8 protein-coding genes are annotated in these 13239 nt (G+C 73.2%); all 8 read left to right on the top strand.

The window, feature by feature from the left end; genetic code table 11:
• Positions 1-4: 4 nt before the first annotated feature.
• The 8 genes from ABTW87_RS03680 to ABTW87_RS03645 all read left to right on the top strand — a co-directional run bounded on the left by ABTW87_RS03680 (position 5) and on the right by ABTW87_RS03645 (position 13208).
• Positions 5-2161, top strand: coding sequence for a putative bifunctional diguanylate cyclase/phosphodiesterase (locus ABTW87_RS03680; protein WP_350648182.1), 2157 nt, complete (start codon positions 5-7; stop codon positions 2159-2161).
• An 88-nt stretch (positions 2162-2249) separates the two neighbouring features.
• Complete coding sequence (locus ABTW87_RS03675) at positions 2250-2750, top strand: DUF456 domain-containing protein (protein ID WP_350648180.1); 501 nt, start codon at positions 2250-2252, stop codon at positions 2748-2750.
• A gap of 355 nt (positions 2751-3105) precedes the next feature.
• On the top strand, positions 3106-4677 hold the full coding sequence (locus ABTW87_RS03670; protein WP_350648178.1) for an amino acid permease: 1572 nt from the start codon (positions 3106-3108) through the stop codon (positions 4675-4677).
• Between the two features lie 61 nt (positions 4678-4738).
• Positions 4739-5587, top strand: a complete 849-nt coding sequence (locus ABTW87_RS03665; protein WP_350648176.1) for a FadR/GntR family transcriptional regulator — start codon at positions 4739-4741, stop codon at positions 5585-5587.
• Positions 5588-5645: 58 nt separating this feature from the next.
• Positions 5646-7010 carry a glutamine synthetase family protein gene (locus tag ABTW87_RS03660; protein ID WP_350648174.1) on the top strand — a complete coding sequence of 455 codons (1365 nt, stop codon included), beginning with the start codon at positions 5646-5648 and terminating at the stop codon, positions 7008-7010.
• Between the two features lie 101 nt (positions 7011-7111).
• Complete coding sequence (locus tag ABTW87_RS03655; RefSeq protein ID WP_350648172.1) at positions 7112-8467, top strand: aldehyde dehydrogenase family protein; 1356 nt, start codon at positions 7112-7114, stop codon at positions 8465-8467.
• A 4-nt stretch (positions 8468-8471) separates the two neighbouring features.
• On the top strand, positions 8472-9239 hold the full coding sequence (locus ABTW87_RS03650; protein ID WP_350648170.1) for a 3-oxoacyl-ACP reductase: 768 nt from the start codon (positions 8472-8474) through the stop codon (positions 9237-9239).
• Positions 9240-9533: 294 nt separating this feature from the next.
• Positions 9534-13208 (top strand): SpoIIE family protein phosphatase, encoded by a 3675-nt coding sequence (locus tag ABTW87_RS03645; RefSeq protein ID WP_350648169.1) that lies wholly within the window; start codon positions 9534-9536, stop codon positions 13206-13208.
• Positions 13209-13239 lie beyond the last annotated feature (31 nt).

Here is a 13239-nt window from a genome sequence, read left to right as displayed (position 1 = left end):
CGAGGTGGCCGCCGTCCGGAAGCCGGGCGGGCGCGACGTCGGCGGCGCCCAGGGGTACGCGGCCGAGTGGGCCCGCGCGGTGCGCCGGCTCGGCTTCGTGCCGCTCAGCGCGGGCGAGACCGAGCGGCTGCTGCACCTGCACTCCGTCCGGCTGGCGGCGGCGCTGCTCGCCGAGCCGTTCACGGCCGGCCCGGCGGACGAGGTCGGCCGGGCGCTGGTCGAGGCGCACCTGACCGAGCCGGGCGTGCTCGACTGGTCGGTGCGGGCGCTCGGCGAACGCTTCCTCGACCGCGTGCTGCCCGACCATCCGCGTACCGCGCGTACGGCGGAGCGCGTCGCGGCGCTGCAGGGCGCGCTCGCCGCCGGGTTCGCCCGGGCGCTGCGCGACCGCACCTTCACCCAGCAGGAGCGGATCGCGCGGTCCGCCTGGCAGGCGCGGGACGAGGTGGAGCAGGCCCTGCGGGACAGCGAGGCGCGCTTCCGGGCGGTGTTCGCCGGCGCGGCCATCGGGATCGGCATCGCCGGGGTCGACGGCCACGTCCTCGACGTCAACCAGGCGTTCTCCGACATGCTCGGTTACTCGATCGAGGAGCTGCGGCAGATCAACGTGGCGTCGCTGTTCCATCCGGACGACGCGGTGGGGATGTGGGAGCTGTACCAGGAGCTGATCGAGGGCAAGCACGACTCGGCCCGGGTGGAGAAGCGCTACTACCGCAAGGACGGCAGCGTCGTCTGGACCGATCTGGCCGTCTCGCTGGTCCGGTACGACGACGGGCGGCCCCGGTTCACCGTCGCGATGATCGAGGACATCACCCAGCGGTACGAGCTTCAGCAGCGGCTCCGCTTCCAGGCGCTGCACGATCCGCTCACCGGCCTGCCGAACCGGACCCTGTTCTTCGAGACGCTCAACCTGCTCTTCGAGACCGCCGGTCCCGAGCGTCGGGTCGGCGTCTGCTTCCTGGACCTGGACGGGTTCAAGGCGGTCAACGACAGCCTCGGGCACGACCTGGGGGACCGCCTGCTCGTGGCGATCGCCGACCGGCTGGCCGACTGCGTCGCGGCCCGCGGCCACCTGGTCGCCCGGATGGGTGGCGACGAGTTCGTCATCCTGGTCGAGGACGGTGAGGAGATCGACGACGTGGTGGGGGTCGCCGAGGCGGCGCTCGCCGCGGTCTCCGCGCCGGTCCGCGTCGGCGACCACCAGCTCGCGGTCTCGGCGAGCGTCGGCATCGTCGAGTGTCCGGTGGGCACGACCGACGCGTCGGAGCTGATGAAGGCCGCCGACACCACGTTGTACTGGGCCAAGGCCGAGGGCCGGGGCCGCTGGGCGGTGTGGGACCCGGAGCGCAGCGCGCAGGACATCGCGCGCTCGGCGCTGGTCGCCGGGCTGCCGGCGGCCCTGGAGCGGGGCGAGTTCGTGCTGCACTACCAGCCGATCGTGTCCCTCCTGGAGGGTTCGATGCTGGCCGTCGAGGCGCTCGTCCGCTGGCAGCATCCGGAGTTGGGCCTGGTCGGTCCGGACCGGTTCATCGGGCTGGCGGAGGAGACCGGCCTGATCGTCCGGCTCGGCGAGTGGGTGCTGCGGCAGGCGTGCCGGGACGCGGACGCCTGGCGGCGCGAGTTCCCGGACGCCCGCCTCGTCGTCAGCGTCAACCTGGCGGCCCGGCAGGTGGAGGACCCGGCCATCGTGGACACGGTGGCGGACGCTCTGGCGCGCAGCGGGCTCCCGGCCGAACTCCTGCAGTTGGAGCTGACCGAGAGTGCCGTGATGGGCACCGCCGGGGAGCCGCTGCGGTCGTTGTACCAGCTCGCGGGGCTCGGGGTACGGCTGGCGATCGACGACTTCGGCACCGGGTACTCGAATCTGGCGTACCTGCGGCGGTTGCCGATCCAGTGCTTGAAGCTGGCGGGCCCGTTCGTGGAGGGGATCCGCGAGGACGGTCCGGAGGCGGCGACCGGGCACCGGGACGAGCGGATCGTGGACGCCCTGGTGCGGCTGGCGCACGCGCTGGAGCTGTGGGTCACCGCCGAGGCGGTGGAGACCGAGGTGCAGGCCGAGCGGCTGCGGGCGTTGCGCTGCGACACCGGCCAGGGCCGCTGGTTCGGCCCGCCGGTGCCGGCCGGCGAGATCACCGCCCGCCTCCGCGGGGCGGCGACGTGACCGGCGTACGGTCGGACGGCCGGGTGTGGTGGCCGACCGGCCGCGGTGGTCGGCCGGCGAGCGGGCACGCGATCGGAGGGGCGGCGGCGTGGGTCTGACCGATACGCAGGCGGTGGTGTCGCTTGTCGCCGGGCTGGCCATCGTGGCGGGGCTGGCGGGTGTGGTGGTGCCGGGGCTGCCGGCGCTGCCGCTGTGCTGGGGCGGTGTGCTGGTCTGGGCGCTGTTCGGCGGGGCCGGCCCGGGGCGGTGGTTGGTGCTCGCCCTCGCCACGGTGGTGGTGGCCGGTGGGGCGGTGGTCAAGTACGCCTGGCCGGGGCGCAACCTCAAGCAGAGCGGGGTGCCCACGTCGTCGCTGCTCGCCGGCGGGCTGCTCGGCCTGGTCGGCTTCTTCGTGGTGCCCGTGGTGGGGCTGGTGCTCGGCTTCGTGGGCGGGGTGTGGGGCGCCGAGCGGCTGCGGCTGGGCAGCAACCGGCTCGCCTGGCCGTCGACCGTGCACGCGCTCAAAGCGGCCGGGCTCTCGATGCTGGTGGAGTTCCTCGCCGGGTTGACCGTGGCCGCCCTGTGGGTGGCCGGCCTGCTGTTCGCCTGACGGCCGGGCGGGGCCGGCGGACGGGCGGCGGCGCGGGGGGACCGGTCGGGCACGGCGGAGCGCCGTGCGTGAGAGAGAGATGGTCGATGCCCCGCGCCGCCGCGGGCCGGGCGTTGCCGAGCGCCCGGCGCTGGCCCGTCGCGATCGGGCCTGGCCACGAGGTCAAGGATGCGCTCGGGCCGGGCGGGCCCGCAACGCATTTCGGGCCGGAGGCGCCGACGCCGACATCGGTTAATGGTCTGGTCCGGAACGATTTTCGGTCGATCTCCATTGACCTGCGTGAGTCGGCGGGCTCATCATCCCGTCAGGCGGTGACGCAGGTCACAGTCACACCCTTCGTCCAAGGGAGACACCGATGGGCTCGACGATTCAGGACGGAGTACCCCGACCATCCGCGGTGACGGACGAGGAGCGGCTCGCGCAGCTGGGCTACCGGCAGGAGCTGCGCCGCAAGCTGTCCGGCTTCTCCAACTTCGCGGTCTCATTCTCGATCATCTCGATCCTGGCCGGCGCGATCACGTCGTACGGCATCGCCATGACCGCCGGCGGCCCGATGGCGATAACCCTGGGCTGGCTCTTCGTCGGCGGCATGGTGATCTTCGTGGCGCTGGCCATGGCCGAGATCTGCTCGGTCTACCCCACGGCCGGCGCCCTGTACTGGTGGGCCGCCGCGCTGGCCAAACGGAACAAGGCCGCCTGGGCCTGGTTCGTCGGCTGGTTCAACTTCCTGGGCGAGGTGGCGGTGACCGCCGCGATCGACTTCGGGGCGGCGATCACCACGTCGGCCTTCCTGAGCCTCACGTTCGACATGGAGGTGACCGCCGAACGCACCTTCCTGATCTTCCTGCTGATCATCACCGCCCACGGTCTGCTCAACACCTTCGGCGTCAACCTCGTCCGGGTCCTCTCCGACATCAGCGCCTGGTGGCACCTGGTCGGCGTCGCCGTCATCGTCGCCGTGCTGGCGATCGTCCCGGACCAGCACAAACCCGTCTCCGAGGTCTTCCTCGAGGTACGCAACGAGACGGGCTTCACGTTCGCCGGAGCGGCCGGGTACGCCGTCCTGATCGGTCTCCTGATGGCCCAGTACACGTACACCGGCTACGACGCCAGCGCCCACGTGGCGGAGGAGACCCACGACGCCTCCCGCTCCGCGCCGCGCGGGATCGTGATGTCCGTCGTCGCCTCGGTCGCCGCCGGTTTCGTGCTCCTCTTCGCGATCACGTGGTCCATCCAGGACTACGACGCGCAGCGGACGACGGAGCTGGGCCTGCCTCCGGCGCAGATCTTCATCGACGCGGCGGGACGCGACCTCGGAACGTTCCTGCTGTTCATCTGCGTGGTCGCACAGTTCTTCTGCGGCATGGCCTCGGTCACGGCGAACTCCCGCATGGCGTACGCGTTCAGCCGGGACGGGGCGCTGCCCGGCTCCCGGGTCTGGAAGCGCGTCAACCCGCGTACCGGCACGCCGACGAACTCGATCTGGCTCTGCGTCGGGTGCTCGTCCCTGCTGGTCGTGCCGTCGCTGTGGAACACCACCGCCTACCTGGCGGCCACCTCGATCGCGGTGATCGGCCTCTACATCGCGTACGTGGCGCCGGTCTTCCTGCGTCGGCGCACACCGGAGTTCCAGGTCGGGCCGTGGAACCTCGGTCGCTGGAGCGGGCCGGTCGGGTGGATCGCGATCGTCTGGGTCGCGCTGATCTGCGTCCTGTTCGTGCTGCCGACCAGCAGCCCGATCACGCCGAGCACCTTCAACTACACGATCGTCGCGGTCGGCGTCGTCCTGGGCGGGGCGTGGCTGTGGTGGATGCTCAGCGCCCGGCGCTGGTTCACCGGCCCCCGTCACAACGTGCCGGACCCGGTGATCCCCAAGCCGGCGACGGGTGCCGAGCCCGTCACCGGGCCGACCGCCGACCAGAGCTAGGTTGCCCGGGTGGCGGTCGCCGACGGGCGTCCGCCACCCGGACGCAGGGGAAGGACGGCCGATGACGATCCGTGCCGCCGAGCGGGGTGACGCCGGCCCCGGGCCGATGCCCGCCGGTACGGGTGCCGGAGCGGCCCGGGCCGACGGGCTCCGGACCGGGGACGGGCCGCGGACGCCGCCGACGGGGGTGCCGGCGCTGCCGGCGTGGCGACCGGTGCGGGGCGGCAACGCCTTCGAGATCACCGTCGCGCGGCTGGCGCAGGCGATCAAGCTCGGCATGGTCCGGGCCGGCGAGCGGTTGCCCGCGGAGCGGGAACTGGCCGAGCGCCTGCAGGTCAGCCGGGTGACCCTCCGGGAGGCGATCGGGGCCCTGCGGGACGCGGGCTACCTGGAGTCCCGTCGCGGGCGGTACGGCGGAACCTTCGTACTCTCGCCCCGGCCGGGGCACGGTGCCGGGCTGGGACGCCCGGACGCCGGTGAACTGGCCCGCGAGATGGGCGAGCGGTTGCACGACGCGCTGGACTTCCGCCGGGTGCTGGAGTCGGGCGCGGCGGCCCTGGCGGCGGACCGGAGCCTGCCGGCCGGGGAGCGGCAGCACCTGGTCGCGGCGCTGGCCGCCTCCCGGGACCGCGACCCGCTCACCCGTCGCGTGTCGGACTCACGCCTGCACCTGCTGATCGCCGCGGCCAGCGGCTCCCCGTCGCTCGCCGCGGCCGTCGCCGACGTGCAGTTGACCCTCGACCGGCTCCTCGCCGCCATCCCGGTGATCACGAGGAACCTCGACCATTCCGACGAGCAGCACGCCCGCGTCGTCGACGCGATCCTGGCCGGCGACCCGGACGGTGCGCGCGCGGCGATGGAGGAGCACTGCGACGCGACGGCGGAGCTGCTGCGCGGCCTGCTCACCTGAGCCGGCCATTGACGGGTACAAAGGTTTGGTAGTAGACCTTTCGCATGGAGGCTCGCAGATGAGGAAGGCTCCGCTCACGCTGGAACAACTGCGGGTCGCCGTCGCCGAGCGCGTGATCGACACCGTGGTGCTCGCCCTTGTCGACATGCAGGGGCGCCTGCAGGGCAAGCGGTTCCACGCGCCCTACTTCCTGGAGCAGGTGGTCACGCACGGCAGCGAGGGCTGCAACTACCTGCTCGCCGTCGACGTCGACATGAACACCGTCGACGGCTACGCGATGGCCGGTTGGGACCGCGGCTACGGGGACTTCGCGATGGTTCCCGACCTGGCCACGCTGCGCCGGGTGCCGTGGCAGCCGGGCACCGCGATGCTCCTGGCGGACCTCGAGTGGCTGGACGGCGCCGGTCCGGTCGTCGCCTCGCCCCGGCAGATCCTGCGCCGCCAGCTGGACCGGTTGGCCGCGCACGGGCTGACCGCGTACGCCGGCACGGAGCTGGAGTTCGTGCTCTACCGGGACTCGTACGAGGAGGCGTGGCGGCGCGCGTACCGGGACCTCACGCCGGCCAACCAGTACAACGTGGACTACTCGCTGCTCGGCACCGCGCGGGTGGAGCCGCTGCTGCGCCGGATCCGCACGGAGATGGCCGGCGCGGGGCTGACCCCGGAGAGCGCCAAGGGTGAGTGCAACCTCGGCCAGCACGAGATCGCCTTCCGCTACGACGAGGCGGTGGCCTGCGCCGACCATCACGTCATCTACAAGAACGGCGCGAAGGAGATCGCCGCGCAGGAGGGTATGTCGATCACCTTCATGGCCAAGCCGAACGCGCGCGAGGGCAATTCCTGCCACATCCACTTCTCGGTGCGGGACACGGAGGGGCGGTCGGCGATGCCCGGCGACGACCCGGCGCACCTGTCACCGACCGGGCAGCGGGTGCTCGCCGGGCTGCTCGCCACGATGCGGGAGTTCAGCCTGTTCTTCGCCCCGAACGTCAACTCGTACAAGCGCTACCAGCCCGGGTCGTTCGCCCCGACCGCGCTGCGCTGGGGCACCGACAACCGCACCTGCGCCCTGCGCCTGGTCGGCCACGGCGAGGGGATGCGGGTGGAGAACCGGGTGCCCGGCGCGGACGTCAACCCGTACCTGGCGATCGCCGCCCTGGTGGCGGGCGCGGTGCACGGCCTCGAACAGAAACTGGAGCTGGGGCCGGAGTGCACCGGCAACGCGTACGACGACATGCGCGCCGAGCGCGTGCCCGGCACCCTGCGCGAGGCGCACACCCTGTGGCGCGACTCGGCGCTGGCCCGCGACGCCTTCGGTGACGAGGTGGTCGACCACTACGCCAACCAGGCACGGGTGGAGCTGGCGGCCTTCGACGCGGCGGTGACGGACTGGGAGCTGATCCGTGGCTTCGAACGCCTGTGACAGTCCCGCCAGGTCGATCATGGACTTGTGGTGGGCGGTTCACGGTGGTTCGCGGCTCTTGTGGGGCACCACGACTCCATGATCGACGGAGAGGGGGGCGGGTGAGCGAGGTTGTCAATCCGGCTACCGGGGAAGTCGTCGCCAACGTGCCGGCGACGTCGGCCGGGGATGTCGATGCCGCCATCGGGCGGGCTGCCGTCGCGTACGAGGACTGGCGGGGGATCGCGCCGGGGGATCGCGCGAAGCTGCTGCGGCGGTTCGCCGTCCTCGTCGACGAGCACCTGGAGGAGTTGGCGCGGCTGGAGGTGCGCAACTCCGGGCACACGATCGGCAACGCCCGCTGGGAGGCGGGCAACGTCCGGGACGTGCTCGACTACTACGCGGGCGCCCCGGAGCGGCTGACCGGCCGGCAGATCCCGGTGCCCGGCGGCCTGGACGTGACGTTCCACGAGCCGCTCGGCGTGGTCGGGGTGATCGTGCCGTGGAACTTCCCGATGCCGATCGCCGCCTGGGGTTTCGCCCCGGCCCTCGCCGCCGGCAACACGGTGGTGCTCAAGCCGGCCGAGCTGACCCCGCTCACCGCGCTGCGCCTCGCCGAGCTGGGCCGCGCGGCGGGCCTCCCCGACGGTGTCTTCACGGTGCTGCCGGGTTCGGGTCCGGTGGTGGGGGAGCGGTTCGTCACCCACCCGGCGGTGCGCAAGATCTGCTTCACCGGCTCGACCGAGGTCGGCACGCGGATCATGGCCGGCTGCGCGGCCCAGGTGAAGCGGCTGACCCTGGAACTGGGCGGCAAGTCCGCGAACCTGATCTTCGCCGACGCCGATCTCGAACAGGCCGCCGCCACCGCGCCGTACGCGGTCTTCGACAACGCCGGCCAGGACTGCTGCGCCCGGTCGCGGATCCTGGTCCAGCGCCCGGTGTACGACCGGTTCCTGGAGTTGCTGGAACCGGCCGTGCGTGCCCTGCGGGTGGCGGACCCGGCCGCCGAGAACTCCGAGATGGGTCCGCTCATCTCGGCGGGCCAGCGCGACCGGGTGGCCGGGTACGTGACCGGCGCCCGGGTGGCCTTCACCGGCTCCCGCCCGGACGGCCCCGGCTTCTGGCACGCCCCGACGGTGCTGCTGGCCGACTCGCCGGCGGACCGGCACTGGCGGGAGGAGATCTTCGGCCCGGTGGTCTCGGTGCTGCCCTTCGACGACGAGGCCGAGGCGGTCCGCCTCGCCAACGACACCGAGTACGGGCTCTCCGGCTCGATCTGGACCCGGGACGTGGGGCGGGCGGTCCGGGTGGCCCGGGCGGTGGAGTCGGGCAACCTCAGCGTCAACTCGCACTCCTCGGTGCGGTACTGGACCCCGTTCGGTGGGATGAAACGCTCGGGCCTGGGCCGCGAGCTGGGCCCGGACGCGCTGCACGCCTTCACCGACGTCAAGAACGTGTTCATCTCGACGAAGGAGTGAGAGGGTGCGGGGTCGGTTGCAGGACCGGGTGGCCGTGGTCACCGGAGCGGGCAGCGGGATCGGGCTGGCCACGGTGCGGCGGTTCGCCGCCGAGGGGGCCCGCGTGGTCTGCGTGGACATCGACCCGGAGGCCGGGAAGCGAGCCGCCGACGAGGTCGGCGGCGAGTTCGTCGGCGCGGACGTGTCCGACGAGGCGGCCGTCCGGGACCTGTTCGACGGCGTGGCGGCCCGGCACGGGCGGGTGGACGTGGCGTTCAACAACGCCGGGATCTCCCCGCCGGACGACGACTCGATCCTGGCGACCGGCCTGGACGCCTGGGAGCGGGTGCTGCGGGTCAACACGACAAGCGTCTACCTGTGCTGCAAGTACGTCCTCCCGCACATGCGGCGGCAGGGCAAGGGGTCGATCATCAACACCGCGTCGTTCGTGGCGCTGATGGGCGCGGCCACGTCGCAGATCGCGTACACGGCCAGCAAGGGTGGCGTGCTCGCGCTGACCCGGGAGCTGGGCGTGCAGTTCGCCCGGGAGGGGATCCGGGTCAACGCGCTCTGTCCCGGACCGATCGCCACGCCACTGCTGCTCGACCTCTTCGCGAAGGACCCGGAGCGGGCCGCCCGGCGGCTGGTGCACGTGCCGATGGGCCGGTTCGGTGAGCCGGCCGAGATCGCCGCCGCGGTGGCCTTCCTGGCCAGCGACGACGCCTCCTTCATGACCGCCGCGCAGTTCGTCGTGGACGGCGGGATCACCGGCGCGTACGTGACCCCGCTGTGACCCGGCCGGTGACCGGCGTCACCGCGTCCGTCGCGGCGGCGACCCGGGCGGTGTGGCGGGGCGCTGCCACGCCGGTCGCGAGTGGAGACCGGCCCGTGTGGCGTGACGGACGCCACAGTCGCGGGCGCGCCGACCCCCGGCCGCGCTGCCCGGGCATGGGGTCGGCGTCGGCGAGAGCCAGCTAAGCAGCGCACAACCTCGCCGATGCGTTACGTTGCTGGTCCGTCGGGGTACAAGGCGGGCACGCCGATGGTCATCGGGCCGAGGCGGGGAACGGCCGGACCGGGAGGCTGCATGAGCTCGGCCCAGGAGGGCACGCAGGGGGCACGCCCGTCGGGCGGTCCCGTTGACGGGACTCTTCCCCCGCTGCTCGAAGCTGCCTTCGACAGCGGTGGCGAGATGGGCGAACGGCTCCGCGCGTTCGACTGGTCCACCACCTCCATCGGCCCACCGCACACCTGGCCGGCCGCGCTGAGCCACGCGGTCAGCACGATGCTCGCGTCCCGGTCGCAGCTGGTCCTGTTCTGGGGCGAGGAGAGCCTGGCCTTCTACAACGACGCCTACCGCCCGACCATCGGCACCAAGCACCCGCACGCCATCGGGCAGCCGGCCCGGGAGCACTGGGCGGAGACGTGGGACGTCCTCGGGCCGGTGCTGACCGGCGTACGCCGGACCGGGACGCCGTACTACGGGCAGGACCACCCGTTCCTCATCGACCGGCACGGGTTCCTCGAGACCGTCTACTTCGACGTCTCCTACGACCCGGTCCGGGACGCCGACGGGCGCGTCGGCGGGGTGTTCTGCATCGTCTCGGAGACCACCGGCCGGGTCCTGGGCGAGCGGCGGCTGCGGGCGCTCGCCGAGCTCGGCGGCGAACTGACCGAGGTGACCGGCACGGTCGAGCTCGGTCGCAGCGCGGCCCGGGTGCTCGACCGGCACCGGGCGGACGTGCCGTTCGCGCTGATCCACCTGCGGGAGGCCGGCGGCCGGCTCGCCCTCGCTGGGCACAGCGGCCTCGACCCGGCGCCGGTCACCCTGCCGTCCCCGGTGCTCCTCAACGAGCTGGCCGCCGGCGACGGTCCGACCGGCGTTCCGGTCACCGACCTGCTCGACTCGCCGGTCGGCGCCGAGCGGGCGCTGGTCCTGCCGATCACCGCGACCAACGAGCAGTTCGGGACGCTAACCGTCGGCGTCTCGCCCCGCCTCGCCTTCTCTGACGAATACCGCAACTTCTTCTACCTGCTCGCCGCACAGATCTCCCGCGCGGTCGACCGGCAGCAGGCGTACGAGCAGGAGCGGGCCCGCGCCGCCGAGCTGGCCGCGCTCGACCGGGCCAAGACCAACTTCTTCGCGAACGTCAGCCACGAGTTCCGTACGCCGCTGACGCTGGTGCTCGGCCCGCTGGAGGACCTGCTCGCCGATCCGCGGCTGCCGGAGGCGTACACGGACCGGCTGACCATGACGCACCGCAACGCGCTGCGGCTGCTCAAGCTCGTCAACACGGTCCTCGACTTCTCGCGGCTGGAGTCCGGTCGGCCGGCCGCCCACTACCAGCCGACCGACCTGGCCGGCTACACCGCACGGCTGGCCAGCACCTTCCGGTCGGTCACCGAGCGGGCCGGGCTGCGGCTGGTGGTGGACTGCCCGCCGCTGCCCGCGCCGGTCCACGTCGACCGGGACATGTGGGAGAAGATCGTCCTGAACCTCGTCTCCAACGCGGTCAAGTTCACCTTCGACGGCGAGATCCGGGTCACCGTCCGGGCCGCCGGTGACTCGGCCCGGCTGGACGTCGCCGACACCGGCGTCGGCATCGTGCCGGAGGAACTGCCACACGTCTTCGAGCGGTTCCACCGGGTTCCCGGGGTCCGCTCCCGCACCCACGAGGGCACCGGCATCGGTCTGGCGCTGGTCCGGGAACTGGTCGAGATGCACGGCGGGCGGGTCGAGGTGCGCAGCGCGGTCGACGCGGGCAGCACGTTCACCGTGACGGTGCCGTTCGGGTCCGCGCACCTGCCGGCCGAGCGGGTCGCCGAGGCGGCGGACACCCTGCCGGGCGAGCTGGCCCAGGCCGAGCTGCACGTGGCGGAGACCGAGCTGTGGGCCGGCACGTCCGGCCGGAACGGCGCCGCCGCGGCGGTCGGCGGGGCCACCGGCGGGCCCAGTGCCGCCGGCCGCATCCTGGTCGCCGACGACAACCCCGACCTGCGCGAGCACGTGACCCGCCTGCTTGCGCCGTCCTGGGAGGTGGTGACGGTCAACGACGGCGTCGAGGCGCTGCGGGCCGCCGTCGAGAGCCCGTACGACCTGGTGCTGACCGACGTGATGATGCCGCGGCTGGACGGGTTCGGCCTGGTGGCGGCACTGCGCGCCGACCCGCGTACCCGGCACCTGCCGATCGTGCTGCTCTCCGCGCGGGCCGGCTCGGCCGAGGCCGTGGCGGGGCTGTCGGTCGGCGCGGACGACTACCTCACGAAGCCCTTCTCCGGACAGGAACTGATCGCGCGCGTCCGGGCGAACGTGGAACTCGGCCAGCTGCGCGGCCAGGCGATCCGCCGGCTGCGGGCCCTCGCCGACGCGGCCGTCGCGGTCAACACCGCCCGCTCCACCGGCGACGTGCTCCGGGTCGCCGCCCGGCACGCGCTCAGCCTCGCCGAGGCCGCCCGGGTCGTGATCAACGCCGCCGGCGCCCGCTTCGAGGCCGACGCCGGCGGCACCACCGCGGCCGACCCGTCGCTCGTGCTGCCGCTGACCGGCTCCACCGACGAGCGACTCGGCGAACTGCGGGTCTGGTACCCGGGCGGTGACCGCGCGGAGACCGACGACACGGCGCTCACCCAACTCGCCCGCCTGGTCGGCGTCCGGCTGGAGAACGCCCAGCTCTACGAGGCCGAGCACCGCATCGCCACCACCCTCCAGCACAGCCTGCTGCCCCGCTCGCTGCCGCAGCTGCCGGGTGCCGTCGTGGCCAGCCGCTACCTGCCCGGCACCACCGACGTCGAGGTCGGTGGCGACTGGTACGACGCGATCGCACTCGGCGACGACACCCTCGTGCTGGTCATCGGCGACGTGGTCGGCAAGGGCGTCCGGGCCGCCGCGGCGATGGGCGAGCTGCGCAACGCGCTGCGGGCCTACGTGCTTGAGGGTTTCGATCCCGGCGCCTCGCTGACCCGGCTCAACCGCCTCGTGGACTCCACCGAGGGGCGCTCCTTCGCCACGGTCGTCTGCCTCGCCTTCAGTCCCCGCACCGGCCGGCTGCGCTACGCGAGCGCCGGCCACCCGTCCCCGCTGCTGATCCGAGGAGACGATGTGGCCTTCCTGCACGACCGGGCGCTCGGCCCGCCGGTCGGTGCGATCCCCGGCACCGCGTACCGGACGGTCGAGGGGGAGCTGACCCCGGGCAGCCGACTGCTGCTGTTCACCGACGGCCTCATCGAGGACCGGAATCAGGGCATCGATGCGGCGCTGGAGCAGCTCCGCCGGGACGCGGTGACGCCCCGTGAGCACGTCGCCGACCTCGTCGACACGGTCGTCCAGCGGGTCGCCGAGCAGCCGCGCCGGGACGACGTGGCGGTCCTCGCGGTCGAGGCGACCGAACTCAACCGGTTCGCCCTGCGGCTCCCCGCCGACCCGACCCGGTTGAGCGTGCTGCGCAAGCGGCTGGAGGACTTCCTCGTCGCCCACGACGTCGGTGAGACCGACCTGTTCGATCTGACCGTGGCCGTCTCCGAGGCGGCGGCGAACGCCATCGAGCACCCCGTCGACCCGGCCGAGACGACGATCGGCGTCGAGGTCACCATCGAGGACCGCACGGTGGTGGCCACGGTCCGCGACAGCGGCCGGTGGCGCGAGTCCAGCGGCTCCGGATTCCGGGGGCGCGGGTTGACGCTGATCCGGGCGTTGGGGGAGCTGTCGGTCCGCCGTACCCCGGACGGGACGGAAGTGACGCTGCGCCGGCGGCTGCAGAGCTGAGCCCGCCCGCGGTGGCGGCCCGGCGCGGCTC

The organism is Micromonospora sp. NPDC126480 (genome assembly GCF_040302465.1).
Lineage (GTDB): Bacteria > Actinomycetota > Actinomycetes > Mycobacteriales > Micromonosporaceae > Micromonospora.
Note: the sequence above shows the minus strand (reverse complement) of the source record. Positions and strands in the feature narration are given on the sequence as shown.

Bases quoted from the DNA above. Each gene is read 5' to 3' on its own strand.
- ABTW87_RS03665 (WP_350648176.1), top strand. From the start codon at position 4,739: ATGACGATCCGTGCCGCCGAGCGGGGTGACGCCGGCCCCGGGCCGATG.
- ABTW87_RS03660 (WP_350648174.1), top strand. From the start codon at position 5,646: ATGAGGAAGGCTCCGCTCACGCTGGAACAACTGCGGGTCGCCGTCGCC.
- ABTW87_RS03670 (WP_350648178.1), top strand. From the start codon at position 3,106: ATGGGCTCGACGATTCAGGACGGAGTACCCCGACCATCCGCGGTGACG.
- ABTW87_RS03645 (WP_350648169.1), top strand. From the start codon at position 9,534: ATGAGCTCGGCCCAGGAGGGCACGCAGGGGGCACGCCCGTCGGGCGGT.